The sequence below is a fragment of the Nocardia jinanensis genome (assembly GCF_014645735.1).
Classification (GTDB): Bacteria; Actinomycetota; Actinomycetes; order Mycobacteriales; family Mycobacteriaceae; genus Nocardia; species Nocardia jinanensis.
Genome location: NZ_BMMH01000007.1, coordinates 129,572 through 155,271 on the forward strand (window position 1 = coordinate 129,572; position 25,700 = coordinate 155,271).

Annotated in this window: 24 protein-coding genes and 2 pseudogenes; 10 read left to right on the forward strand and 16 right to left on the reverse strand. The window is 67.5% G+C overall.

The genetic code is table 11. The annotated features are described in order from the left end of the window. Positions 1 to 25 precede the first annotated feature (25 nt). The 4 genes from IEY68_RS18070 to IEY68_RS18085 are packed head-to-tail and all read left to right on the forward strand — an operon-like array spanning position 26 to position 4,123. Complete coding sequence (locus IEY68_RS18070) at positions 26 to 1,009, forward strand: acyl-CoA dehydrogenase family protein (protein WP_058853562.1); 984 nt, start codon at positions 26 to 28, stop codon at positions 1,007 to 1,009. A 6-nt stretch (positions 1,010 to 1,015) separates the two neighbouring features. Beyond that, the gene (locus IEY68_RS18075; protein WP_058853563.1) at positions 1,016 to 1,792 is read left to right on the forward strand and encodes an enoyl-CoA hydratase/isomerase family protein; all 777 of its coding nucleotides are present in this window, start codon (positions 1,016 to 1,018) and stop codon (positions 1,790 to 1,792) included. 16 nt (positions 1,793 to 1,808) lie between these two features. Beyond that, entirely contained in the window at positions 1,809 to 3,005 is a 1,197-nt protein-coding gene (locus IEY68_RS18080; protein WP_058853564.1) for an acyl-CoA dehydrogenase family protein, read from the forward strand. Continuing rightward, positions 3,002 to 4,123 (forward strand): acyl-CoA dehydrogenase family protein, encoded by a 1,122-nt coding sequence (locus tag IEY68_RS18085; protein ID WP_063916323.1) that lies wholly within the window; start codon positions 3,002 to 3,004, stop codon positions 4,121 to 4,123. Before IEY68_RS18080 ends, IEY68_RS18085 begins: the two co-directional genes overlap by 4 nt. A 1,224-nt stretch (positions 4,124 to 5,347) precedes the next feature. Here IEY68_RS18085 and IEY68_RS18090 read toward each other — a convergent pair. The 9 genes and pseudogenes from IEY68_RS18090 to IEY68_RS18130 all read right to left on the reverse strand — a co-directional run bounded on the left by IEY68_RS18090 (position 5,348) and on the right by IEY68_RS18130 (position 10,332). Next, on the reverse strand, positions 5,348 to 5,710 hold the full coding sequence (locus IEY68_RS18090) for a nuclear transport factor 2 family protein (protein WP_058853759.1): 363 nt from the start codon (positions 5,708 to 5,710) through the stop codon (positions 5,348 to 5,350). Between the two features lie 69 nt (positions 5,711 to 5,779). After that, positions 5,780 to 5,968, reverse strand: a pseudogene (locus IEY68_RS18095) (YnfA family protein); the annotation flags it as partial. Next, positions 5,940 to 6,068, reverse strand: a pseudogene (locus tag IEY68_RS18100) (MerR family DNA-binding transcriptional regulator); the annotation flags it as partial. The pseudogenes IEY68_RS18095 and IEY68_RS18100, both read right to left, overlap by 29 nt. A 5-nt stretch (positions 6,069 to 6,073) precedes the next feature. Continuing rightward, positions 6,074 to 6,418: a hypothetical protein gene (locus IEY68_RS18105; protein ID WP_058853566.1), complete on the reverse strand. Its 345-nt coding sequence runs from the start codon at positions 6,416 to 6,418 to the stop codon at positions 6,074 to 6,076. 72 nt (positions 6,419 to 6,490) lie between these two features. Continuing rightward, a complete protein-coding gene (locus tag IEY68_RS18110; protein ID WP_058853567.1) occupies positions 6,491 to 6,841 on the reverse strand; it encodes a DUF3703 domain-containing protein in 351 nt (116 codons plus the stop codon). Next, entirely contained in the window at positions 6,841 to 7,572 is a 732-nt protein-coding gene (locus IEY68_RS18115) for a cation efflux transmembrane domain-containing protein (RefSeq protein WP_058853760.1), read from the reverse strand. The genes IEY68_RS18110 and IEY68_RS18115 overlap by 1 nt, the downstream gene beginning before the upstream one ends. Then, positions 7,569 to 7,898 carry an ArsR/SmtB family transcription factor gene (locus tag IEY68_RS18120; RefSeq protein WP_058853568.1) on the reverse strand — a complete coding sequence of 110 codons (330 nt, stop codon included), beginning with the start codon at positions 7,896 to 7,898 and terminating at the stop codon, positions 7,569 to 7,571. The genes IEY68_RS18115 and IEY68_RS18120 overlap by 4 nt, the downstream gene beginning before the upstream one ends. Before the next feature lie 400 nt (positions 7,899 to 8,298). Then, on the reverse strand, positions 8,299 to 9,261 hold the full coding sequence (locus IEY68_RS18125; protein WP_058853569.1) for a hypothetical protein: 963 nt from the start codon (positions 9,259 to 9,261) through the stop codon (positions 8,299 to 8,301). A 372-nt stretch (positions 9,262 to 9,633) separates the two neighbouring features. Next, a complete protein-coding gene (locus IEY68_RS18130; protein WP_199804868.1) occupies positions 9,634 to 10,332 on the reverse strand; it encodes a DJ-1/PfpI family protein in 699 nt (232 codons plus the stop codon). A gap of 424 nt (positions 10,333 to 10,756) precedes the next feature. Here IEY68_RS18130 and IEY68_RS18135 point away from each other — a divergent pair, with 424 nt between their 5' ends. Then, positions 10,757 to 11,392, forward strand: a complete 636-nt coding sequence (locus IEY68_RS18135) for a recombinase family protein (RefSeq protein ID WP_373292984.1) — start codon at positions 10,757 to 10,759, stop codon at positions 11,390 to 11,392. Positions 11,393 to 12,034: 642 nt separating this feature from the next. Here IEY68_RS18135 and IEY68_RS18140 read toward each other — a convergent pair. The 6 genes from IEY68_RS18140 to IEY68_RS18165 all read right to left on the reverse strand — a co-directional run bounded on the left by IEY68_RS18140 (position 12,035) and on the right by IEY68_RS18165 (position 18,889). After that, entirely contained in the window at positions 12,035 to 12,379 is a 345-nt protein-coding gene (locus IEY68_RS18140; RefSeq protein ID WP_058853572.1) for a hypothetical protein, read from the reverse strand. A 55-nt stretch (positions 12,380 to 12,434) separates the two neighbouring features. Then, positions 12,435 to 14,147, reverse strand: a complete 1,713-nt coding sequence (locus tag IEY68_RS18145) for a class I adenylate-forming enzyme family protein (protein ID WP_058853573.1) — start codon at positions 14,145 to 14,147, stop codon at positions 12,435 to 12,437. A 52-nt stretch (positions 14,148 to 14,199) separates the two neighbouring features. Beyond that, positions 14,200 to 15,393, reverse strand: coding sequence for an FAS1-like dehydratase domain-containing protein (locus tag IEY68_RS18150; protein WP_058853574.1), 1,194 nt, complete (start codon positions 15,391 to 15,393; stop codon positions 14,200 to 14,202). A gap of 12 nt (positions 15,394 to 15,405) precedes the next feature. Further along, a complete protein-coding gene (gene acuI / locus IEY68_RS18155) occupies positions 15,406 to 16,389 on the reverse strand; it encodes an acrylyl-CoA reductase (NADPH) (protein ID WP_058853575.1) in 984 nt (327 codons plus the stop codon). A 161-nt stretch (positions 16,390 to 16,550) separates the two neighbouring features. Beyond that, the gene (locus tag IEY68_RS18160; protein WP_058853576.1) at positions 16,551 to 17,327 is read right to left on the reverse strand and encodes an SDR family NAD(P)-dependent oxidoreductase; all 777 of its coding nucleotides are present in this window, start codon (positions 17,325 to 17,327) and stop codon (positions 16,551 to 16,553) included. After that, entirely contained in the window at positions 17,324 to 18,889 is a 1,566-nt protein-coding gene (locus IEY68_RS18165) for a class I adenylate-forming enzyme family protein (protein ID WP_229718852.1), read from the reverse strand. Before IEY68_RS18165 ends, IEY68_RS18160 begins: the two co-directional genes overlap by 4 nt. Positions 18,890 to 18,970: 81 nt before the next feature. Here IEY68_RS18165 and IEY68_RS18170 point away from each other — a divergent pair, with 81 nt between their 5' ends. The 4 genes from IEY68_RS18170 to IEY68_RS18185 all read left to right on the forward strand — a co-directional run bounded on the left by IEY68_RS18170 (position 18,971) and on the right by IEY68_RS18185 (position 23,179). Next, positions 18,971 to 20,167, forward strand: a complete 1,197-nt coding sequence (locus IEY68_RS18170; protein WP_189094360.1) for a CaiB/BaiF CoA transferase family protein — start codon at positions 18,971 to 18,973, stop codon at positions 20,165 to 20,167. Further along, a complete protein-coding gene (locus tag IEY68_RS18175) occupies positions 20,164 to 21,423 on the forward strand; it encodes an acetyl-CoA hydrolase/transferase family protein (protein ID WP_058853577.1) in 1,260 nt (419 codons plus the stop codon). The genes IEY68_RS18170 and IEY68_RS18175 overlap by 4 nt, the downstream gene beginning before the upstream one ends. Continuing rightward, positions 21,424 to 22,191, forward strand: coding sequence for an enoyl-CoA hydratase/isomerase family protein (locus tag IEY68_RS18180; RefSeq protein WP_058853578.1), 768 nt, complete (start codon positions 21,424 to 21,426; stop codon positions 22,189 to 22,191). A gap of 295 nt (positions 22,192 to 22,486) precedes the next feature. Further along, the gene (locus IEY68_RS18185; protein WP_058853579.1) at positions 22,487 to 23,179 is read left to right on the forward strand and encodes a type 1 glutamine amidotransferase domain-containing protein; all 693 of its coding nucleotides are present in this window, start codon (positions 22,487 to 22,489) and stop codon (positions 23,177 to 23,179) included. 291 nt (positions 23,180 to 23,470) lie between these two features. Here the strand turns inward: IEY68_RS18185 and IEY68_RS18190 are convergent, their stop codons facing one another. Then, a complete protein-coding gene (locus IEY68_RS18190; RefSeq protein WP_058853763.1) occupies positions 23,471 to 24,346 on the reverse strand; it encodes a helix-turn-helix domain-containing protein in 876 nt (291 codons plus the stop codon). A gap of 278 nt (positions 24,347 to 24,624) precedes the next feature. On the opposite strand from IEY68_RS18190, the gene IEY68_RS18195 reads away from it, so the two are divergent. Continuing rightward, the gene (locus IEY68_RS18195; protein WP_058853764.1) at positions 24,625 to 25,647 is read left to right on the forward strand and encodes a zinc-dependent alcohol dehydrogenase family protein; all 1,023 of its coding nucleotides are present in this window, start codon (positions 24,625 to 24,627) and stop codon (positions 25,645 to 25,647) included. Positions 25,648 to 25,700 lie beyond the last annotated feature (53 nt).

Here is a 25,700-nt window from a genome sequence, read left to right on the forward strand (position 1 = left end):
ATCGCGGTCGGCGGAGGAGGACAGGATGAGTACGCCCGAGGGACGATCCGGCGGCACCCACGAGGTACGGATCGAACTGGCCGCCGAGGCACTGGAGTTCGGTCGCGAAGTGGTGCGTGCTATCGGTGCGGCGGGTGGCGACGATCTGGTGCAGCGGGCCGAACAGGACCCGAGCGGCAGACAGCGGCTGATCGAACCGGTTCTCGCCGGTCTCGGGGCCTGGGAACTGGCTCCCCGGCGCGACCCCGTGGAACTGGAGGCGGCGGCCGCGCTGTGCCGCGGCGCCGGGTACTGGGCGGCGCCCTACCCGGTGGCGGAACGGCTGGCACGGTCGGCGGATCCGGACTACGACGGCCTGCTCGTGGTGGCCGGGGCACGACCTTCGGGTCCGGTCGCCGGACTCGAACTGCGCTGGGCGACCGTCACGCCGGACGGTGTACGCGGGGCCGCGCGGGCGCTACCCGCCGAACTCCCGGCCCGGGAATCGGCGTTCCTCACTCCGCTCGAGATCCGGCCGGTCGACGGCGACGGCCACGCGGATCTCGCCCTGGCCCTCACACTTCCGTGCTGGACTCTGCTGGGGATGCTGGACCGGGCGCTGGAACTCGCTCGCGCCCATGTCGCGATCCGCGAACAGTTCGGGCGGCCGCTTTCCCAGTTCCAGGGGGTGCAGTTCCAGCTCACCGATGCGGAGGTGGAGCGCCGGGGAGTCGACCTGCTGGCCCGGTACGCGCTCTGGAGTATCCAGACCGGTCGCCCGGAAGCGATCGACGACGCGCTCGCGCTGCGGCTGGCGGCGCTCGAGGCCGCCGATATCGTGTTCCGCGTCGCGCACCAGGTGCACGGTGCCGTCGGTTTCTGCGACGAGACCACCCTGTCCTGGCTGTCCCGGTACAGCCTGGCGCTGCGCCGATTCCCATTCGGCGCGGTGACCACCGAGGAACTACTGACCGAGCGGATCGGGCGGCGCGGGCTGACCGGTCTGTTCTCCGACCCGGCGGGAGTGTGAGGCACTGTGCGATACGACCTGCCCGAGGTCCTTACCGTCACCGGTGCGGGCCCGGTGCGCACTGTCACTATCAATCGCCCCGCGGAACTGAACGCGGTGAACGCCGACCTGCACTGGGCGCTGGCGCAGGTCTGGCGGCAGCTGGCAGCCGATCCCGACGCGCGGGTGGTGATCCTCACCGGGGCCGGGCGGGCGTTCAGCGCCGGCGGCGACCTGGACTGGATCACCTCCTTCCTCGACGATCCGATAGCGCGCGACGAGAGCATCCGGGAGGGTGCGGAGATCATCGAGGAGTTGCTGCGTTTCCCGCTGCCCGTGATCGCCGCGGTTAACGGTCCGGCGGTGGGATTGGGCGCGAGTATCGCGATTCTGTGCGATATCGTCCTGATCTCCGAACGCGCCCATCTGGCCGACCCGCATATCGCGGTGGGGCTGGTGGCCGGCGACGGCGGCGCGGCGTTCTGGCCGCTGCTCACCCCGATCCTGCGTTCGCGTGAGTATCTCTACACCGGCGATCGGATCGATGCGGTGACCGCCGTGGAACTCGGGCTGGCCAGCCGGACGGTGCCCCCCGACGACCTACCGACGGCGGCGCGGGCCTTGGCCGATCGGCTGGCCGCGCTCCCGGCGCAGGCGCTGAACAGCACCAAACGTGTAGTGAACATGTATCTTTCGCAGGCGCTGGCGGGTCCGCTCCAGGCCGGTTTCGCCGCCGAGGTAGTGACCATGCAGTCGGCTGAGCACCGGGAACGGTTGCAGGCCCTACGGGAGCGGGCACGGTGACGGCGCGGAGGTGCCCATGAGCGACAGGGATCTCGCGGCATTCCGGGACACCGTACGGCAATGGTGCCGCGCCAATATCCCCACGGACTGGCGGAACGCCCAGACCGGTGCCACCGATGCGGACTTCGTGGCGTTCCAGCGCGACTGGTTCCAGCGGTTGCGGACGGCCGGCTACGCGGTGCCGCACTGGCCCCGTGAATACGGCGGCGGGATGCCGATCCCGGAGCAGATCATCCTCTACCAGGAACTCGCCGCGCACGACGCGCCGCGGCTGGTACTGGCGTTCGTCGCGCTCCACCATGCCGCGGCCACGTTGCTCGCGGCGGGCACGGACGAACAGCGGCAGCGGCACCTGTCCGCGATCCTCGACGGGGAACTGTGGGTGCAGGGGTTCTCGGAACCGGGCGCGGGATCGGATCTGGCCGCGCTGCGCACCGCGGCCCGGCGCGACGGAGACGACTATGTGGTCACCGGGCAGAAGGTGTGGGCCAGCGGAGCACAGTACGCCGATTGGTGTCTGCTGCTGGCGCGTACCGATCCCGAAGCACCCAAACGCAAGGGCATCTCGTACTTCCTGATGGATATGCGCAGTCCCGGGATCGCGGTGCGGCCCATCCGCCAGGCCACCGGTGAGGCGCATTTCTGTGAGATGTTCCTCGACGAGGTGCGGATACCGGCCGCGAATCTGATCGGTGCCGAGAATCAGGGCTGGCAGCTGGCGCAGCGGACACTGGGCGCCGAACGCGGGCTGACCATGCTGGAACTCGCGGAGCGGCTCGGCAATGCCGGGTTCCGGTGGCTGGTGCAGGAATGCCGGAAACCGGATGCCTGCGGGCGGCGCCCGGTCGACGACGGATATATCGCCGATCGGCTGGCCCGGCTCGAGATCGAACTCACCGGGCTGCGCGGTCTGTGCCGTGACCTCGTCGAACGGCACGACGCGGGCACCGTCGCCCCGGCCGATGCGTCCGTGGTCAAGCTCTACTACAGCGAGCTCTTGCAGCGGATGACCGATTTCGGGGCCGAAGTCTGCGGCCTGCCGGGCCAGACCGTGCTGCGTAAACCGATGTCGGGCGGCTGGGAGTCCGGTGCCTGGGTACTGGATTTCGTCGGCTCCTGGGAGTGGACGGTTCCGGGCGGCAGCAGCGAGATCCAGCGCACCATCATCGGGGAGCGCGGTCTGGGGCTGCCCAGGGAACCGGCGGAAGCATGATGAGCGGCGAGTTCACCGAATTCCACGACGAACTGCGCACCGTGGCCCGGGAACTGCTCGGTAAATGCGGCGCAGCGGACGGGATCGACTGGCCGGCACTGGTCCGAGCCGGTTGGACGGGTCTCGAGGTGGCGGACGGCTACGGTGGGGCCGCGGCCGGCTATTCCGAGGTCGGCATTCTGCTGGAGGAGGTGGGCCGGGCGGCCGCGCGCACCGCGTATCCGAGTGTGGCTTCGGTGGGTATCGGCGCGCTGTCGCTGCTCGAGCCGAACGCCCACCGGGACGCGGTGCTGCGCGAAACCGTCACGGGTACCGCGATCCCGATCGCGGTACTGGGAGGAAATATGGTGCCGGCGGCCGGCGGCGAAACGGCTTGTGCCGGCACCGGAGGCATAGTACCCACATTCCGGCTGACCCAAACCACCGAGGGATTCGAATTATCCGGAACAGCCGATTTCGTTCTCGACTCGCCAGCGGCGACCACGCTCCTGATTCCGGCGCACGCTGTGGACGGAACCGTGCGTATCGCCCTCGTCGCATCCGGGGCGTCCGGGCTGCGGATCGACGACCGGCCCGTGGTGGACGAGACCAGATCGGTGGGGCAGGTATCGGCGCGGGGAGTCGTCCTGGCCGCGGAGGCCGTCCGACCCTTACCGGCCGATGGCGGCCGTGGGCTCCGGGCTCTCTACGACCGTGCCGCACTGGCGGTGGCCTGCGACAGTGCCGGAATCTGTGCAGCCATGCTGGACGTGACGGTCGAATATGTAAGGCTGCGTGAGCAGTTCGGTCGGCCTGTCGGCTCCTTCCAGGCGGTCAAACACGCATGCGCCGATATGCTCGTGGACCTCACGATCGCCCGCCGCCTGGTATCGGACGCCTTGTCTGTCCCGGTGGACGGCTCCCCGGATTCCGTCCGGGCGGTTTCGGCGGCCAAGGCCTACACCGGTGAAGCCGGTGTGCGGATCGCCGGAAAAGCCGTTCAGCTGCACGGCGGTATCGGCTACACCTGGGAGAGCGGTATCCACCGCTACCTCAAACGGGCCACACTGAACCGCGCGCTGTTCGGTTCCCCGGCCGACCACCGCCGCGAGTTCGCCCGCCGCTATCGCGAGGATTGATCTCCTCTTGCGGATCGCTCGGTAGAGCCGGCTGCCCAGCTGGATCATCAAATCCCACATGAGAATCAGGCCGGCCTGCTGCACCTCAGGTTAGGTAGGTGCAGGGTGTGGTCAGCCGCAAGTGTCGGTGGCGTCTGCGACGATCGGCACCGGGGGCTACTCCTTCCGAATCTGGATCGAGGTATCCAGTGTGGCGGTCTTGTCTATCGACGGACCGCGCCATGTCCTGACACCTGAAGGTGCGGAACCCCGAGTCGGGCTCTCGACGCGAACCGAGGAACAGAGGCAGATGGGATCACACGAGAGGCTCATACCGGAGCGAACGATCGACTCGTTGCTCGCGGCGGAGCTCGTCCGGCACGACCCGTACGCACTGATCTGGTCGCCTTCGCAGTTCGATGACGCGGCAGATCACGTTCTGTACGGCGAACGCGCCCGCTTCGGAGTATTTGAATGTAAAGCCGTGAGCAGTAACGGATCACTAGATCCGGTGGCTCCGTGGAAGATCGAGATAAAGCGGACGCAGCTGAGCGACTACGCCGACCTGCCGTACCCAGTCATATATCTATTCCTTGCACGGCCGGTCGCGCCTCACTCCCCGGAGTACCGTCCGTGCTCGATCGGGTCGTGCGCAGACGGAACGTGTCAAGCATGTTGCCGTGACACCCGGACATTGGGTTCACTCGCTCCGCATGTCCAGTCGTCTCCGCTGCCACTACGGTTGCAGCCTTGGTTCTGCCACTGGGCTTGGGTGATCACAGCCAAGGATCTACTCGCCCAACTCGATCGAGCGGCGACTGCGCCCTGGAAATCGAAGACCATCCACCTCGATGACAGTTTCTTGCGTTCCCTCTCGGGAGCAACGCGGTTGTGCCACGCGTTTCGTGAGATCGCCAAGAACGAGCGATGGACAGTGACCACGGAGTTTCTGGGGGGAATGATGCGGGATGTTCATTGGCCTCGGGTAAGCGAGGATGACCCTGGATCCACCCCGCCGATATACAGCATCTTGTCCTCCGGCCCGTATGGCGGATAAGTGTGCACACGATGTGGTCACACATGCCGGATAACGGACCGGCAGGGGGAGGACGGAAACCGTTGTCTACCTGTGTATGAGGGGGCAGGTGGGGTACACCGGATCACTGCCGAGCACGGTTTCTGGCTTGCTCGAAATGAGAAGCGCCCACAAGTCCGTGACGGTTCGAACACCACGGCGACGGTGGATTACTCGGCCGCCGAGGCGTGAGCGGCAACGACCCGCCAGCCATGGGAGTCGTCGTGCGCCCAGGTGCGGGTATAGCGCATCCTGGCCGCGAATGGTGACCCGTGAACGCTTCCCTCGACGAGGCCGAGGAACCACGTGACCCCGGTTGTCCCTTCCACCAGTACAGTCAGCTGTTCTTCCTCGAGCTTGTTCACGATCTGAGCTTTGGTGCGGTGCAGCTCGAGATCATCGGCCTTGGTTACCGTGTCGGCGCCGAGCGTGAAGATCAACCGATCATCGAGTAACTCATCCAGCACCTGGACATCCCCAGCCAGCTGCGCGGCCTGAAGTCGCCGTTCAGCTTCTCGCAAGTCCTTCTCCATGGCCTCCACCCTGCCAGCTCGGTGTTGGTCGAGCCCTCCCGTTTCGCTGACAGCAGACCTGCGCCCGCGGATTCCGGACCAGGCACCACTGCGCCGTTCGGGTTGGCCGGTGGCGAGGAATCCGTAGATACCGAGGGGGATGACGCCGGCGCCGATCCAGGCCCAGCCGCGGTGTTCGCGCACGCCTTGCCGGACCAGCCAGGCGCCACCGATTTCGGCGACGGCAGCCTGCCTGCTCCGGGTACTGACGGTGCCCACCCAGGCTGCGGTCCGGTTCGGCCAGCAATCCGCGGCGTTCGTAGTAGCGCAGGGTCTGGGTGTTCACCCCGGCGGCGGCCGCGAGCTCGCTGGTACGCAACCTGGTCATCGCCCGTCCCCGATCCCGGCCTGCACCCGGGCGGCGAAAGCGTCGAGGACCTCGATGTAGGCGGCGGGAACCCCGACGACCATCACCGGACCCTCGGTCGTGGTGGCGAAGTCGAAGGTGAAGAACGAGCAGCAGCTCGACTCCCGCCCCGCAAGGTCCCGGGCAGCCTGTTCGGTATCACCGGTGAGCACGAGTTCCAGACGCTGCGGGCCCGGCCGGCGGATGCTGCGGACCGCGTCGGCGAAGAGCCGGTCGAACTCGGCGACCCGGATCGGCTGTTCCACGGTGGGCAGGGTGCACGAATCCGGCACCCAGTCGCCCTGAGCGGGTGAATTCGTCATGTATCGCCCGGTACAGGATGCAACCCCGAAAGCCGATCGCGGCTGGACACCGACAGGTGTAGTCATCGCTGCTCAGGCGGTACTCGGCCGGAGCAGCGCGGCGAGATCCGGTGGGGTCGGCATCGGCTGACGCAGCCCGACACGGGCCCGGCCGGTATTGCCCTCGGGGTAGCGACCGGCCAGGGAGCCGGGCGCGGCCACGATGATCCGCACCACCTGGCCGAGGGCCTCGCGACGGTCGCGCTGGCGCACCGCGAGGCCGAGCATGGCGGCGTGGTTTCGAGTGTGCAGCCATGGATCGGGTTGAGACAGGATGTGTGCACGCTCCAGAGGCATCCATCGGCCCTCGTCGACGGCCGCGGACTTCGCGGCAGCCATTTCCTGGTGGTAGCGGGCGCGGGCGGGTTCGGGCAGGCGCGGCATCAGAGGTCCTTTCCGGTGGGATGGTCGCAGCAGTCGCAGTCGTCTTCGTCGGCGGCACCGACGGTGAGCGCGGTCGGGGTGGGGCAGCAGGTATCGCCTTTCCAGGCGTTGCGTCCTTCTTTCACCGCGATCGCGGCGATGAGCAGCGCGGCGATCGGATCGGCCCACGACCACCCGAACAGGCTGTTGAGCAACAGTCCGACGAGCAGAACCGCTGAGAGATAGGTGCACAGCAGGGTCTGCTCGGAATCGGCGACCGCGGAAGCGGATCCGAGTTCGCGCCCGGCGCGGCGCTGCGCGGCCGACAGCGTCGGCATGATGATCAGGCTCGCGGCGGCCAGCCCGATGCCGATCGCCGAGTGCTGGGCTTCGCCGAGCCCGAATAGTGCGTGGATCGAGTCGACGGTGACGTAGAGGGCGAGAGCGAAGAAGGAGAACGCGATGATCCGCAACGCGACCTTTTCCCGCGCCTCAGGCTCGCGGCCGGCGAACTGCCACGCCACCGCGGCCGCCGAGGACACTTCGATCACCGAGTCCAAGCCGAACCCGATCAACGCGGTCGAGGACACCCGGGCACCTTCGGTCAGCGCGATGATCGCCTCGATCACGTTGTAGGTGATCGTCGCGGCGACGAACCAGCGGATCCGCCGCGCCAGCAACGCCTTCCGATCCGGATCCGGCCCGACGGCGCCCGCGGAAGGAAGCGAGCGCATACCGAGCGAAGCCATCAGCAGCAGCCCTCGGTCTCGGCGTCCGGGCAGCACGCCGGATCCACCGCCAGCACCAACCCCAGCAGATCACCCAACGCCGCAGCGATCCGGGCATCGGCCAGTTCGTACCGGCTGCGCCGGCCCTCGGGCACCGCCACCACCAGCCCACAGCCACGCAGGCAGGCGAGGTGGTTGGACAGAATCTGTCGGGTCACCCCGATCTGCTCGGCCAGCTCCGAGGGATATCCCGGGGTCTGCCGCAGGCTCAGCAGGATCCGGGTGCGAGTCGGATCGGACAGGGCGTGCCCGAAACGAGCGAGGGCGTCGGTGTGGACAGCGGTCTCCATACCCGGAAAGGTACATCAGATTCTGTATTCAGAAAATAATGAACCTTCAAGGAGGACCGGGGCGGCCACTACCCTCTCGATACCGGGCAACGGCCGCCTTTCATGAGCGCGGCGGCGCGGGGCCACGCTTCCGTGCCGCGGGGTGCGGCCAAGCTCGGTTTCGCGCCAACCCGCGAGGCAGACGCCTCTATGGCATCAGCTGGAGGCCAGTTTCGGCGCCGTGCTGGCGTTGTGGCTGTTCGGTCCATTCCTGGTCGCCAACGGCGGAGGGACCGACGATGTCGTGTTCCACGTCGTCGTGACCGTTGGCTACCAGTGGCTTCGCAGCCGAACCCGCCCTGGGGTGGTACTCGATACAGGTTCGCAACCTGACAACTCGGGCGTGGCTGGGTGGGGTAGCTCAGCTGAGTCCGGCGATTTCCTGGGCGATTGCGGCGAGGCGGGTCTGGGCAGCCGAGACGACACTGTGACGGTTCTTGTGGGCTTCCTCGTGGGCGAGGATTGCTCGGATATCGGCGGGGTCGGTGAGTTCTTTGACCTCGGCGACGGCTTGGCTGACGTTCAGTTCGTCGTAGTCGTCGATGGGCAACTCATCGGATTCGAGGACACCGGTGGTGGTGCGGATCGAACGAAACGCGTCGGCGGCGGTGTCGGCGCCTTCGCTGCGGGTGACCTGCTCGGCGGTTTCGAGGGCGGCGTCACGGGAGGCCGTCAGGGTCTTTACGGCGACATCGCCGGCCCGCGCGCCCTGGGCGAACAGTCCGCCGAGCGCGGGCGAGGTGGCGCGGACGGTGTCCAGGGCCCTGTCCAGGCTACGCGCGGACCAGGAGAGCGGGAGGTTGACCATCTTCACCGCGGTCCCGGCGGCCGCCTGCAAGGGAGTGCGGCGAAGCGCGGCAGGCCCGCCGAGGGCATCCTCGGCCAGGACTATGGTCAGCCAATCCACGGTCGCGGAATGCGCGGTGATCAAACGATCCGCCAACGTCACCACATCGGTTAGTTGGGCGGTAGTCGCCAGCGCTTTGAGGTAACGGGCGCGGTCGAAAAGTTGATGTTCGAGGGCGAGGTCGCCGAGCAGGGCCTCGTCGAACGGTTGAGCCTGTTCGACCATCGCCTTGATCGCGGCCGAGGCGCGGCCGAGGAACGGGCCGACTACGTCCGGAACTTCGCCCAGATCGCGCATGGCGGCCTCGATGGCTTCAACGCGGGCGCGGGCGTTGTCGGCGTTCTCGGACAACTCCCGCCGCACCGCGTCGGTGCGGGCCTGAGCGGTACGAGTCTCGGCGACCTGGATCTCGGTGTTGGTCAGAGCGAGGATGGCGCGCAACTGCGCCAGCAATGTAGAGGTATCGGGTGTGTTCATCGAAAACCTCGTCCCTTCGGCGTTGACAGCATCGGATGGGCGCAACGCTGCACCTCTGGCGGGCTTACCCAGCAATACCGGCGAGTAACCTGCCTCCCGAGGCGCAGACGACCTGGTCACGCCATCGCCACAACCGAACGGTTCGTTCGAGCGATCGCCCCATCCGATGCCGCTGTACCACTAGCTGAGCGGTGCTACAGAGCTGTCTGCCGAATCGGCCGAAGGGGCCATCGTGGGCCACGCAGCGAAAAGTGTCGGTACTAACGGAACTACGGGGGAATCATTTGATCTCTCCCATGGTGACCGCGACTGAAACCGATGGGTATGGCGTGGCCGGAGCTGGTTGCTGGTGAGTCGCCGTAGTCGCTGGCCTCAACGGGTGGCGTTCAATGCTTCCTTCACCCCTGTGCGGAATTCTGTGAACATGCCCTCCACCATGGTTCTCGTCGCCTGCGGAGCAGTGTGGGGAGAGCCTGCGTCGAACGGTGGCTGCGGTGCGTATTCGGCCATCAGTTGCACCGTTTCCGCGTAGCGTTGGTCGCGCAGTAGCGAGAGGATGATGTAACCGAGGTCCATTCCAGCGCTCACACCGGCGCCGGTGACTCGATTACGGTCGACGACGACCCGCGAATCGGTGGGTATCGCGCCCGCTTCGGCGAGTAGATCTCGTGCGGCCCAGTGTGATGTGGCCCGGTAACCGCGCAACAGACCCGCCGCGCTCAGCAGCAGCGAACCGGTGCAGACACTGGTGACCCATCTCGCTCTTGCGCCGAGATCCGCAACGAACTGAACCACGCTGTCGTCGCGCATGGCGGCCAGCGTTCCGTTCGTTCCGCCGGGTATGAACAGCACATCGACGTCAGGAGGGCATTGATCGAAGGTTGCCGTCGGTGTCAGGATCACTCCGGTGTCGGTGACTATCGGATCCGTGGTGGCCGCGACCTGATGCACGGTGGCTCCGGACAGGCATGCGAATGCATATTGGGGGCCGACGAAGTCCAGTGCTGTGCACTGAGGGTAGAGCAGCATGGCGATCTGCTCGTTTCCGTCGAGCAGAGGTTCATCGGCCAACTGGGTGTGTGTCGCGGTATCGCCCGGCGATTCGGTGTGCCTACTCAGCCATGGCATCCCCGCCAAAGCCGCAGTAGCGCCCAACAGGAAATCCCGGCGACCAGCAAACATCTCTGCCTTCCCATAACAGTGGATTCTCAATACTGCGGTACAACAGATTCATCGTATTAACGTGGACACGTTAATACTACGATGCGTAGTAGATATTGTAGCGATACTCCCGCTGGATCCTTCGCGGACTTGGCGCGGACCACAGCGAACGCAGCCTCCCGTCATCGGCGCCACCTGACACCGCGAAAGCACCGCCACATATCGCTGCGAGTCACACGCCCAGGTCGATCGAAATCGATGACTGTTCAAAAAACGTGTCGCAAAGTCTGTCCGTTCAATAACTGCGAAGCACCCTTTTATGTACGATTTCCGGGTGACGGATACCGATGCGCTCGAACCGCTTTCCCTCGATGGTGATGCTCTCGACCCGATCGGCGGGAGAGGAGCCCTGATCGGGTACGCCCGCGTCTCGACCCGGGACCAGAGTCTGGATCGGCAGACCCGCGCGTTAAAGGCGGCCGGCTGCAAGAAGGTGTTCGCCGACAAGAAGTCCGGGAAAGACGTCGAGCGCGAGCAGCTGTCGGCGTGCCTGGACTACATGCGCGCCGGCGACACCCTTGTGGTGGCATCGCTGGATCGGCTCGGGCGGAGCTTGCAGGACCTGATCTCGATCGTGGCCGACCTGCGCCGCCGAGGTATCGGGTTCCGGTCCCTGCATGAAGCGCTCGATACCACCACCCCGGGCGGTCGGCTGGTGTTCCATGTGTTCGCCGCGTTGGCCGAATTCATCCGCGAGCTCATCGTTGATGGCACCCACGAGGGCCTGGCCGCGGCTCGGGCCCGCGGGCAGCGCCTCGGCCGGCCACCGGCCATGAGCGAGGAGCAGGTCCGGCAGGCCCGCGCACTGCTCACCCGGCCCGACGAGTCGGTGTCCTCGATCGCCCGACTACTGGGGGTGTCCCGGACGACGCTGTACAAGTACGTTCCAGAGCTGACCGCGAAAAGCTGACCGACCCGATCTACACCCAAGCCCATCATCGGCCGGCACTGAGGTAGTGGGCTGCAAGCAGATCAGTTCGGCCAGGGCAAACTGCCCGGCCCGGCTGAACCGCGCTACGCGAGGGTCAACCGCTCGTGAGATCGGCTGTCACTGCACCGGAATGCCCGACTCCGGAGTTTGGGCCGCCGGCCGCGCCCAGTCCGGCGCTGACGGCTACGAGTACGCCGTCCATCGCACCTGGCACCACGGAAAGGATCCCCACCTCGGTTCTGACTGGGCTGAGCCAGCCCGACGCGGTCCTCGCGGCCGGCGTCCTGGCGTTGGGGGCCGCGCTGCTCGCGTTCATCGGTGTGATGGCGACCCGCCGCCAGACCGGGCGGCACTTCGCCGCCACGCACGAGCTGGATCAGATCAAGGCGCTGCGTGAGCGCTACACCACCTGCGCCGAGCAGCTCGCCCACGATGATCCGGCGGTCCGCACGGCAGGCGTGCACGGACTGGGTGCCCTCGGCGACGACTGGTTCGCCCGAATCGGGACACAGAATCGCACTCTCCTGGCTCGATTTCGACGCGCAAGCGCTCGAAAGGCGCAGCGAGAGGCCGTGCGCAGCACTGGCAGGAAGTGCAGGTGTGTGTCGAGCTGCTGTGCGCCTACTTGCGCTCCTCTATCCGGGCGCCGGCAGATTCCGGGCCCGCGGCGCGATCGGCGAAGTGCAGCAGGCCGTCACCGGCGGATTTGTACGCGTGCCCCCAGCGCACCACGCCATCGGGGAGGGAATCCAGCAGCAGGTCGCGCAGATCGGCCCGGTCGACCTCGGGACGCTCGAGCGGGGCGTCGTCGGGCGTGTCCTCCTGGAGCAGCAGGGTGCCGTCCGGCTCCAGCAGGCGCATATGCTGCCCTTCGCCGCGGGCGATCGCGTGGAACTGGTCGATCAGGCCGGCCGCGTGTAGCGCTCGCTGCCCGTCGCAGCGCCGACCGGCAGACGAACAACGCAACCCGTGGCCGAACCGATCGCTGCCGGACGACGGCCGGGCGAGCGGGTCGATGGAGTTACCGGGACTCCGCGGGGGTGAGCCGCTCGGCCGCCAGCCGCCGCAGATCGCTCGATTTGATCTTGGCGCTGCCGGTCAGCGCGAGATCGTCCTCGGTGAAGAACAAGATCTCGCGCGGCACCTTGTAGCTGGCGAGCTGTGCGCGCAGATGATCCCGGATCTCCCCGGCGTCGAGGGCCCGACCGGTATGCGGGACTACGCACGCGACCACCATCTCGCCGAGCGTCTCGTGCGGTACGCCCACCGTCCGGCCGATCTTCACGCCCGGATAGTGACCGAGAACCTCGTCCACTTCGAGCGGTGAGACATTCGCGCCGCCGGTTTTGATGATGTCGGTGAGCCGGCCCTCCCAGTACAGCCGCCCCTGGTCGTCGAGGTAGCCGCCGTCGCCGGTGTGGAAATAACCGTCGTCGTCCAGGGTTTCGTCGAGTGGGATCCCGAGGTAGCCGAGCATCAGAGTCGGGCCCTTGACACAGATCTCCCCGTGTTCGCCCCGGAGCAGTGCCGCGCCGGTCAGCGGGTCGGCGATCTTCACCGTCGACCCGGGCAGTGGTACCCCGCTGCTACCGGCGATGGTCTCCTCTGGCGTGCATGCGGGGAAACAGGTGGTGATGGTGAAGGTTTCGGTATTGCCGTAGGCGTGGCCGGGTTCGGTCCAGTCGGTGTCGATGGTCGGGTGGGTGGCCAGCGGCAGATCCCGGTCCACGAACCGCAGGCTGCTCAGATCCGCTGTCTCCCAGTTGGGCGCGCCCTGGAGCTGGGCGTGCTGATGCGGCCAGGCCACCGGGAAGTTCACCCGCTGCGACTGGATGAGCTCGAGCGCCGCGGCGGCGTCGAACAGCGATTGCAGGATCAGGGTGCCGCCCGCGGCGAGGGTCGCACCCAGCGCCTGCGCGAAATTCCCGGACCAGAAGAAACCGTTGGCGGTCCAGCAGCGCACCTCGTCGCCGGTGCCGAAACCGAACATGCGCCGGAAACGCCACATCTGCAGCGTGACACCGCGATGCGCGCTGCGGATACCTTTCGGCTTGCTGGTGGTGCCGGAGGAGAAGAACAGGACCGCGGTATCGCTGGGCTGCACCGTCGCGGCGGTGGCCTCGATCAGGGCCGGGTCGGTCCCGGTGCCGCGCGCGAGGAAGGCATCCCAGTTCTCCACCGCGCCCCCGGGTAGCGGGTCGCCCACCACGGCGAGATGCCGCAGGAAGGGATACGCCGGGGCGGCCGCCGCGCCAGGGGCGGCGGAAGCGAGCCGGGGTTCGAGTTCGGTGAGGACAGCGCCGAAATCCGTTTTCGCCACGGTCCTTTCGAACAGCAGTACCGACACGCCCGAGACTCGCAGCAGATGGTCCAGCTCGGGCGCGGTCGAGAAGGTACTGAGCGCGACCGCCACCCCGCCGGCCAGCGAGGTCCCGAAAACGGCCGCGAGCCATTCGGCGCGGTTGGTCATGAGCACACCGACCCGGCTGTCCTTGCCGACCCCGCAGGCGTGCAGCGCCCGGGCCACCGCCTGTGCCCGGTCCCACAGGTCGGCATAGGTCCACGCGGTCCCGTCGGCGGGGGAGATCAGCGCGGTACGCGACGCGTACTGTGCGGTGACCTCGCGCAGGAATCCCGGAAGCGTGAGCGTCCCGAGCCCCGGTTCCTCGCTCAACGGCGGTCCCGCGACGATCGCCGCCGTCCGGTCGGGGGTGTGCTGTGGCCCGGTGCTCATCGCCGGTTGTCCTCTCTGACAGTGATCCCGCGTCGAGCGCGGGGTTCCGCCGCTACAGCGGGAGTTCGACCTCGGCGGTGCAGCTGACCAGCTTGCCGCCGTCCTGATCGGTGAGCGTGAGTTTCACCTGCACCAGGGGGACGCCCCAGGTGGATTCCGGGTTCTTGTCCACGATCTCGGCGTCGAAATAGGTGACATCGCCTTCGAACGCCGGTAGCCGGAAATCGGCTTTGGTGTGCCGCACCATTCCGTCGTTACCTGCCCAGTAAGCCAGGTAGTCGGTGCACCAGCCGCCCATCGTGGCCCCGTACCCGTAGGCGCGGGCCATCCCGACATCACCGGCTTTCTCCGCGTCGATATGACCGCGTGACGGGCCGACGTAGAGACCGTCGCGCAGGCGCGGGTCGATCTTGGTGCCTTCTTCGTCGAATCCGAATCCCTCGGTCCAGCCCGGGTCCTGATAGACCCAGGGATCGTCGATACCCGAGGGCGCGGTCCACCGGAAGGTGCCCCAGATATTGAAGAGGAACGCCCGGTATTCGGTGGTGAAGCTGGCGATACTGTGCGGGCCGATCACCCGGCGCGGCAATTTGTCGCCGACCTTCACCTCGTCGAAATGCGGTGAGACCCCGAGCCGATTGGATATCAACCATTCGGTGCGCAGTGCGTCCACCTCGGCGAGTTCGGCGGCCGTCCATTTCTTGATCTCACCGAGCTGGCTCTCGTACATACCCCGCTTGGTGGCCTCTTCGACGAGATAGCGGATGGCCGTCGACCGTTCCTTGGCGACGAGCGTGCCGTGCTGGTTGCGGTGGACGGTATCGCCCCGGGAGAACATGGTGGGCCCGGCGAAATTCGTCTGGGCCACCTTGTAGTCGTGGAAACGCCGCTCCTGGAACAGCTGGTCGCCCGGTCGTACCGGGCAGCCGTAGAACCACCATTCCTCGCCACCGAAGATCAGGTGGCTGTTCGGGATATGCCCCACGCAGGCCGGTGCCGCGCCGTGCCCGTAGTCCAGGGCGACCGCGATCGACTGCGGTGCGATCAGCCCGCCGTACCGGGATTCGCGCGCGAACTCCTGATCCCAGTGCAGTGGGTTCGGGTAGTCCATCGCCATCACCCAGCGGCGGATATCGGAGGTGCTGCACGGATCCCACAGTTGACCGCCGCCGATCGGTTTGCCGACCCGGTGGTCGACATCGCTCAGGTCCAGTTCGACGGTGGTTTCGTCCTGCTTCTTGCTCACGAGAACTCCTGCTCAGCGGTTCACATCGACGACGATCCGGCCGCGGACGGTGCCCGCGATGAACCCGTTCGCGGCCTCGACGGCCTCGCCCAGCGCGATTTCGCGGGCGATCGAATCGAGTACGGCCGGATCCAGATCGCGGGCGAGCCGTGCCCAGGCATCGAGCCGTTTCTGCTGCGGCGCCATTACGCTGTCGACACCCAGCAGTGCGACGCCGCGCAGGATGAACGGGGCCACCGACGCCGGGAAATCCATGCCCTGGGCCAGGCCGCAGGCAGCCACCGCGCCGCCGTAGCGGGTCTGCGCGCAGGCATTTGCCAGTGTGTGACTGCCGGCGGTGTCCACGACGCCGGCCCAGCGTTCCTTTTGCAGTGGTTTGCCCTTGTCGGCCAACTCGGCGCGGTCGAGGACAGTGGTGGCGCCCAGCTGTTTCAGATAGGCGTGTTCGTCGGCCTTACCGGTCGCCGCGGCCACCGCGAAACCGGCCTTGGTGAGTAGGGCGATGGCGACGCTGCCCACGCCACCGGTCGCACCGGTCACCAGGATCTCACCGCTGTCGGGGGCGAGGCCGTGGCGCAGCAGGGCGTCGACACAGAGCGCGGCGGTATAGCCCGCCGTGCCGATGGACATAGCCTGGCGTTCGGTGAACTCGGCGGGCAGCGGGATCAGCCACTCACCGTTCAGCCGGGCCCGTTGCGCCAGGCCGCCCCAGTGGGTTTCGCCGACACCCCAGCCGTTGAGGACCACCTTGTCGCCGGCCGACCAGCGGGAGTGGCTGCTGGCGGTGACGGTGCCCGCGAGATCGATACCCGGGACCATCGGGAACTTGCGCACGACGGGGGAGGCCCCGGTGATCGCGAGGGCGTCCTTGTAGTTGAGCGTGGACCAGGCCACGTCGATCTCGACATCGCCCTCGGGCAGGCGGGCTTCGTCCACGGTGGTGAGCTCTGCCCGCGAGCCCGACTCACCCTTGTCGATGAGAACTGCGGAGAACATCGGTGATGTATTCCTTTCTCGATTCGTTCGGCTGCCGTTCCAGCGTCTCGAACGGCGGTGCCGAGGGACAGGGCGCCGATCCGTGAAAATACAGAGAATTATATTCTCTGAAACAAGAATTATATTTCCAGTAGTGATGACCGGTGTCAACACCCGCGGGCTCAGCGCGCGGTCCATCCGCCGTCGACGACGATGGTCTGCCCGGTCACATAGCGGCCCGAATCACCGGCCAGCCAGACGATGGCGCCGACGATATCCGCGGCGGTGCCCTCGGTGGGCAGTGGGATATTGCGGCGCAGATAGGCCCCGCCGCGTTCGCTGTCGTAGAGGCTGTCGGTGATCTCGCTGCGGAAGAACCCCGGCGCCACGGTGTTGACCCGGATCGAATGCCGCGCCCACTGCACCGCGAGTTCGCTGGTGAGCCCGGACAATCCGGCCTTGCTCGCGGCATAGGAGGCCTGCGGGATTCCCGGGATCCCGACCCGGCCGCTGATGGACGAAACGTTCACGATCGACCCCCGGCCGCAATCGCGCATGGCCGGGAACACCTGTTGGGCGAGCAGTAACGGGGACAGCAGATTGAGATCGAGGGTGCGCCGGATATCGGTCAGCGACTCCGCCTCCGCGTTCTCGGTGCCGAAGCGGTTACCGGCCGCGTTGATCAGGATCTCCGGTGGGCCGAGGGCTTCGGTCACCGCGGGGACGATCTCGGCGATCCGGCCGGGGTCGGCGAGATCGCAGCCCACCGCCAGGCCGCCGATTTCGCCGGCCAGGGATTCCAGCCGGTCCCGGCGCCGTGCCACCACCGCGACCCGGGCACCCAGCCCGGCCAGGGCCCGGCTCACCGCCGCCCCCAGCCCGGACGATCCACCGGTCACGACGGCCACCCGGCCGTCGAGCTCGAAGGGGCGCACAGCTGCCGCGCGGTCACCGTTCATTCCCGGCTCCCGCCCGCGATCAGGTCCGGGAGGTCGGTTCGCACCACCTTGCCCATGGCATTGATCGGCAGCGCGTCGACCACCGCCCACACCTCGGGAACCTTGTAACCGGCGAGCTCGGCTCGGCAGTGTCGCGCCAACTCCGTGAAATCGACTGTCTGCCCGCTGGTTTCGATCACCGCCGCCACCTGCTGGCCCAGCCGCTCGTGCGGCACTCCGCACACTGCCGCCTTGCCGACGGCCGGATGGCCCGCCAGCACCCGCTCCACCTCGAGCGGATAGACATTCGCGCTGCCACGAATGATGACCATCTTCTTGCGGTCCATGATCGTGAGCCAGCCGTCCGCGTCGACGGTGCCGATATCGCCGGTGGCGATCGGCCCGTCCGGCGGCGGAACCACCCGCCCGCCGGACCAGTGCCCGAGCATCGGTCGCCAGAGTCCGGCCCACGGCCCGTCCGTGCGCCCGGTCAGTCGTAATTCGCCCAGTTCGCCTGTGGGAAGCCGATTTCCGTCGTCGTCGTAGGCCGCGACATCGTACTGGGGCAGTACCCGGCCGCTGGCCCGTTGCTGCCACCGGTCGCCGGGCGGGTCGATGGCGACCACGGTCGGCGCCTCGGTGAGGCCGTAGGTGACCCGCGGTACCGGACCGTGAGCGTCCGCGAACGCCGTGCGGACCGCGTCCGGGGTATCGCTGCCGCCGCTCCACACCTCCCGCAGCGAACTCAGGTCGAGTTCCGGGCGGGCGGCCAGATCGTAGAGCTGGGCCGGGGCGCCGTTCCATACGGTCACCCCGTGGGTGGCGATCCATTCCGCGACCCCCGCGACATCGCGGCGGTCCATGATCACCGCGCACCCGCCGGCCTGCGCGGTGAGGAGAGTGGACAGCACCATCAAATTCAGGATGGTCAGCGGGAAACTGTCGCCCTTGCGCAGTTCCGGCCCCCAGCCGCGGGTGGCGACCAGCGCGGCGCCGGGTAGCAGGAGATTGCGCTGACTGTGTACCACCGCTTTCGGCCGCCCCGATGTTCCGCTGGTGAAGGCGATCCCGGCGGGGGCGTCCGGGTCCGGGGCGCTGCCGGGTGCCGCTCGTTCGCGCTGCGCGGCGGCCCACCGTTCCTTGTCGACGCAGGCGGGCGAGGCGACCAGACAGCGGGGCCCGGCCAGTACGACGCGCGGTTCGATCAGATCGTGCAGGTACTGCTGTTCGGTCGCGGCCAATGCCTCGCCGATTCCCGCCCAGACCGCGCCGATGCGCTGGGCCCCGTGGAAGGCGGCCACGATCTCGAGATCGTTGGGCAGGCAGGCCGCGACCCGGTCGCCGGGGCGCACCCCGAACGACCACAGTGCGGCCGCGGCCGCATCGGCCTGTTCGTCGAGTTCGCGGTAGGTCCAGGAGCCCGACGCGGCGACGACTGCGGTGGCATTCGGATTCGCGGCGAGCGCCGGTTCCAGCACCTCGCCGATGGAGGCCGGTAACCGGGCACCCGCGCCGGAGCCGCCGCGGAGTGCGGCGTTCTCGCCGCCGCCGGGTCCGGTGTACTCGCCATTGAAACTGGGCACCCATACTTGATATCACTATCCTTACAAAGATTCATCAGATAGCCGTCGATTTGTTCGGGCGGCCCGGTGGAGGTAGAGCGTATGCAGCACACAGGGCCGCTGGCCGGGGTGCGGGTGATCGATCTGACCGCGATGGTGATGGGTCCCTACTGCACCCAGATCATGGCCGATATGGGCGCCGATGTGATCAAGGTGGAACCCCCGGCCGGTGATAACACCCGCCATATCTCGGTGGGCCCGGCGCCGGGAATGGCGGGCGTATTCGTCAACGTCAATCGCGGGAAACGCAGTGTCGTCCTGGACCTCCGGGAACCGGCGGGCAAATCCGCGCTGCGCGAACTGGTCGCGGGCGCCGATGTGTTCATCCACTCCATGCGCGGCAGAGCTGTCGCCGCGCTCGGATTCGGCTATGAGCAGGTCGCGGCGGTGAATCCGGCGATCGTCTACACGAACTGCTATGGGTACGGCCGGCGCGGACCCGATGCCGATCGCACCGCCTACGACGATACGATCCAGGCCGAATGCGGTCTGCCTTATGTACAGGAACTTCTCACCGGCACACCGGGTTACGTGGGCACCATCATGGCCGACAAGATCGCCGGCCTGACCGCCGTCTACGCCACCACGATGGCGCTGTTCCACCGCGAGCGGACCGGGGAGGGGCAGGAGGTGGAGGTCGCGATGTTCGAGACCATGGCCGCCTTCATGCTGGTCGAACACGCCAACGGTGCCCTTTTCGAACCGGCGCTGGGTACCGCCGCCTATCCCCGTGCGGTGACTCCCGAACGTACCCCGTACCGCACTTCCGACGGTTATCTGTCCGCGCTCGTCTACAACGACAAACAGTGGACGGCCTTCGTGAACGCGGTCCGCCCGGCCTGGAACGGCCCGGAGTTCACGACGCTGGCCCAGCGCGCCCGGTGCATCGATACCGTCTACGCCCATCTGCGCGCGACCTTCGCCACCCGCACCACCGCGGAATGGCTCGAACTGCTGAACTCCCTGGACATTCCGGCCGCGCCGGTACGCACCCTGGATGATCTCTTTGACAACCCGCACCTGAACGCGGCGGGTTTCTTCGAAACCGTGCACAGCCCCGACGGCCCGCTGCGCTTCCCCGGCCCGCCGACCTGGTTCTCCCGTACCCCCGGTCGGGTGGCCGGTCCGGCGCCCCGGCTGGGCGCCCACACCCGCGAAGTGCTGGACGCGGTACGGGTCGCCACGCGCGATCCGGACCCCACCGGCCCGGTCGGTAACGGCAGGGGAACCCGGGCATGAGCGATATCGCCATCGATCTGGGGGAGTGGCTGCGGCCGGGCGACCGGGTCGTCATCGGGCAGGCCTGCGGTGAGCCGACCACCTTGATCGATGCCCTCATCGATCAAGGGCCCCGGATCGGAAACCTGTCCGCGTTCACCGCCACCAGTTTCTCCGGCTTGTTCGCACCCGGTACCAGCCGGTCGTTCGCGCTGTCGAGTATGGGAGCCATCGGTGCGTTGCGCAGTCTGACCAGAACTCACGAACTCGATATCGTGCCCTGTCACGTCGGCCGGGTGGCCGCCATGATCGAATCCGGCGAACTCGGCTGCGATGTGGCCTTCGTCCAGGTCAGCCCCGCGGATGCCGACGGTAGGCACAGTTTCGGGCTGATCAGCGATTACGTCCGTGCGGCGGTTTCCCGGGCCCGGGTGGTGATCGCGGAGGTGAACGAGCAGGTGCCCTACACCTTCGGCGAATCATTGGCCGCCACCGAGATCGATTGCGCGGTAGCCGTATCGAGCCCGCCGGTCGAGGTGCCACCCGCCGCGATCGCGGCCGTGGACGAGGCGATCGCGCGCCACATCACCGACTACATCGGCGACGGCGCGGTACTGCAGGTCGGGATCGGCGCCGTCCCCGACGCGGTGGTGCGGTCGCTGCGCGATCGCCGCGACCTCGGCGTCCACTCGGGGATGCTGGGTGACGGTCTGGTGGATCTCGTCGAGGCCGGGGTGATCACCAACGCACGCAAAAGGATCGACCGGGGTGTCTCGGTCACCGGCGCGCTCATCGGCACCCGGCGTCTCTACGATTTCGCGCACCGCAACCCGGCGGTGCGCATGTGCGCGACGTCCTACACCCACGATGCTGCCGTACTCGCCCAGGTCGAGAACCTCGTCACGCTCAATTCCGCCCTGGAGGTGGATCTGACCGGACAGGTGAACGCGGAACAATCCGGCGAGAGCTATCTCGGCGGTACCGGCGGCCAGGTGGATTTCGTGCGGGCCGGGCTGCGCTCGCCCGGCGGCCGGTCGATTATCGCGCTGCCCGCCACCGCCCGAAACGGCACCGTCAGCCGGATCGCCGCGGTGCTGTCCGGGCCGGTCACCACCGCCCGGAGCGAAGTGGACATCGTGGTCACCGAGTACGGTGCCGCCGAACTGGCGGGGCGGTCGCTGGCCGACCGCGCCCGCCGCCTGATCGGTATCGCACACCCGGACTTCCGCGACGATCTGGCCCGCACCGCGCATCTCATCGCGAAGCGAGGTTTCTAGATGGAGGACGCCGTACTCTTCGATGCCCGCGACGACGGCATCGCGGTGATCACCCTCAACCGCCCGCATACCCGCAACTGTCTGTCCGCGGAGGTCCGGGCCGGATTGTTCGCGGCCTGGGACCGTTTCGAAAACGACCCGGCGCTGCGGATCGCGATTCTCACCGCAGCCGGACCGAAGGCGTTCTGCGCGGGCGGTGATCTGCGCGAGATGGTGGATACCGGGATGGCCGAACCGCCCCGGGACATGTTCCCCGTCCCCTACGACACCATCGAGCTGTCCAAGCCCACGATCGCCGCGGTCAACGGTGCCGCTTTCGCCGGTGGCTGGATGATCGCCCAGGCCTGTGATCTGTGCGTGGCCAGTACCACCGCGACCTTCGCGGTGAGCGAGGTGAAGGTGGGGCGCAGTTCGCCGTGGGCCGCACCGCTGATCCATATGATCCCGCAGCGCGTCATGATGGAGATCCTGCTCACCGGTAACCCGATCAGCGCGGCCCGAGCCTATGAGATCGGCCTGGTGAACCGATTGTCCGAACCGGGCGAATTGCTCGATACCGCACTGGAACTGGCCGCCTCGGTGCTGGCAGGTGCTCCGCTATCGGTGCGAGCTGCCCGCGAAACCGTGATGCTGGCAACGGAGATGGGGCGGTCGGCCGCACTGCGGGCGGCCCGGCACGCGTCGGCGCGGGCCTATCACAGCGCGGACGCCCGAGAGGGCCCGGCGGCGTTCGCGGCCGAGCGGTCGCCGCGGTGGACGGGGAAGTGAGACGGCTCCCGGTTCGGCGTGGGCCGGTGTGCCACAGCGGTCGCATCCCGTCGCGCCGAAAACCCCGGGGTGGAGCGAGCCGGGATAGTTCCTTCGTACAAAATCGTACAAAATCGTACAAAATCGTATACGCCCGTGCCGGTTATCGGATTGTTGTGGCGGCGTATCTGCGTGTGCAGAAGAATTCCGGCTGTTGCTGTCGCCGCAGGTCGGACTTATAGTGGATGCGGCTTCGGGCTGAGCGAGTACCGACCCATTCGCTCACAGCCTTACAACCATGAGGGAGTAAGCTGTTATGGCCGAAATTCTTTTCGTGGTGACCGGTGCCAGTTATTGGACACTGAAGGACGGCACCCGACACCCGACCGGGTATTGGGCCGAAGAATTCGCCGCCCCCTACAGTGCGCTGAGCGGGGCCGGTCATCGAATCGTGGTGGCGACCCCCGGCGGAGTGGTGCCACATGTCGACCTGATGAGTCTGCGACCATCGATGGCCGGCGGTGAACAGATCGCTCGAGATCTGGAAGAAACCTTGCGCTCCGCCGAGGAGTTGCGCAGACCGATCGAATTGTCCGACGCCCGCTCGGCGGATTACGACGCCGTGTACTACCCCGGTGGTCACGGTCCCATGGAGGACCTGTGGAGGGACGCCGACTCGGGCAGGTTGCTGACCGCGGCTCTTGTTTCGGGTAAGCCGCTGGCCATCGTCTGCCACGCACCGGTGGCCTTGCTGGCGACCAGACGCAACGGTATATCACCTTTCGCCGGGTACCGCCTGACGGCTTATACCAACGATGAGGAGGACGCCGTCGGATTGCGCGATAAGGCGTTCTGGACCGCCGAGGACGAACTGGTCAAGCTCGGTGTCGACTTCACTCGAGGGGAGATGTGGGAGCCCTACACCGTTGTCGACCGAAATTTGTTCACGGGCCAGAACCCGGCTTCCGCCGGGCCTCTCGCCGAAAAGGTTCTCGAGGTCCTCTCATAACCCGGAATTATCGCTCGGCCGTATTTCATCGACTCTGTAGATATCTCGTTCCCGCTCTCCGGAAAGACCCGCTCCGAGAACGGGAAAGCAGCTACGAGAGTGGCCCCGGACCCGGAATCGGTGGCCCGGAACCTCGATGTGCCGTAGGGAATCCGTAAATCGTCGCCCGCGGTGTTCCGCGGGACGATCCGGCTCGGCCCCCGAACCGCAGCGCAGTGCCGAGCAGCCGACGACGGAGGCGCCACCGGCACGATCCTCCCCGTCGGGGCGGGCGATCCGGGTATGTGCCGGTCAGCGGGTGTGGTCCGGTGTGCGGGTGGTCTGCGCCCAGGACGCCAGGATTCGTAGACGCTGTGCCGAGGGCGATCCGGGTTCGGGGGTGTAGATCATGAGGATGAGCCCCGGTTCGGCGGTGACAGCGAGCTCTTCGTAGGCCAGGACGAGTTCGCCGGCCACCGGGTGGTGGAAGCGTTTGGTGCCCGACCCGTGTGTGCGGACATCGTGGGCGCCCCAGAGCCGCCGGAAGGTTTCGCTGCGGGTCGACAGCTCGCCGACCAGGTCCTGCAGACCGCGATCGTGCGGGTCGCGCCCCGCCTCCGTGCGCATGATCGCCACGCACATCTCGGCGAACAGATCCCAGTCGGGATAGAAGTCGCGGGCGGCGGGGTCGAGGAACTGGAAACGCGCCAGATTGGGTGTGCGCCCGCCGTCGCCGAGCAGCGGCGAGTAGAAGGCGCGGCCGAGCTCGTTGGTCGCCAGGAGATCCTGCTGGGGGTTGCGGACGAAGGCGATCGCGTCGCGGATACTGTTCACCGCCCACTGCAGGCTCGGACGATTGACGGCCGTCCTGGTGGCCCGGCGGCGCCGGCGTCCGGAGGCCGGGATCCCGTCGGCCGCCCGGGCCAGATCGAGTAGATGGGCGCGTTCGGTGTCGTCGAGTTGCAGGGCCCCGGCGATCGCGTCCAGCACCGAGGCCGAGGCACCGGCGATGGCGCCGCGTTCCAGTTTGGCGTAGTACTCGACACTGACCCCTGCCAGAGCTGCCACTTCCGAGCGGCGCAGCCCGGGGACGCGGCGGTTGGGTGCCGCGAGAATCCCGGCGCGGGCGGGGGTGATCTTGGCGCGCCGCGACATCAGGAATTCGCGCACTTCGTCCCGATTGCCCATGCCGAAATCGTAGGTCCACGCCGCCGCAGCTGGGGTGCCCTGCTGGTACACCCCTCGAGGGAGACTCCCTGCCCCGCCGGCACCGGGGTTGACTGGACACCGTCGCAGATCGGCCGCCTCCGGGCACGTCGTATTCGTCACGGTTCGGCGGACAGTCCCCTCGCGAGGTGTGTCCCGAGCGGTCCGTGGTAGCCGGGGCCAGCGTGGCGCCGGGAGTAGCAGGTGACGCGGCAGGACGATCTGTGGCGAACATCCGTGAACCGAAGGAGACGCTGAACATGCGTGGAGTCATCATGTACGCCCCGGGCGACGTGCGGGTCGAGGACCGCGCCGACCCGGAGATCATCGAGCCCACCGACGCGGTCATCCGCATCACCGCCACCTGTATCTGCGGGTCGGACCTGTGGCCCTACCGCGGTGTGGAGCCGGTCGAGGGCCCCACCCCGATGGGACACGAGTACATCGGCATCGTCGAGGAGATCGGCCCCGACGTGGCGGATATCGCCGTCGGCGATTTCGTGGTGGGATCTTTCTTCGCCTCCGACAACACCTGCGAGATCTGCCGAGCCGGATACCAGAGCCGCTGCGTGCACAACGTTCCGATGGGCTCGATCGGTACCCAGGCCGAACGGGCCCGGGTCCCGCTCGCGGACGGCACTCTCGTCACCGTCCCGGGCACCCCGGGCCCGGAGCAGTACCCGGGTCTGCTCGCGGCTTCCGATGTGCTCGGCACCGGCTGGTTCGCGGCCGTCGCCGCCGAGGCGGGCCCCGGGAAAACGGTCGTGGTCGTCGGTGACGGAGCGGTGGGGCTCCTCGCCGTCCTGGCCGCGAAACAACTCGGCGCCGACCGCATCATCGCCATGAGCCGCCACGCCGACCGTCAGGCTCTGGCCCGCAAATTCGGCGCCACCGATATCGTCGAGGAACGCGGTAAGGCCGGTGTGGCCAGGATCAAGGAACTCACCGGCGGGCTCGGCGCGCATTCGGTCGTCGAAGCAGTCGGCACCCAGGAGTCGATGATGCAGGCCATCCGCGCCACCCGCGCCGGCGGCCATGTCGGCTACGTCGGTGTGGCCCATGATGTCGAACTCGACGGTATGGGGCTGTTCTTCTCCAGCGTCCACCTGCACGGTGGTCCCGCCCCGGTGCGCCGCTTCCTGCCCGGACTGATCGATCTTATCGTCCGCGGCGAGATCGACCCCGGCGAGGTCTTCGACCTCACCCTGCCGCTGGAACAGGCCGCCCAGGGTTACCGCGCGATGGACGAGCGCCGCGCCACCAAGGTCCTGCTGACGGTCTGACCTCCGCACCGGCCGTTGCGGGTACGGCCGGGCGCAGCGGTCACGAACGATAC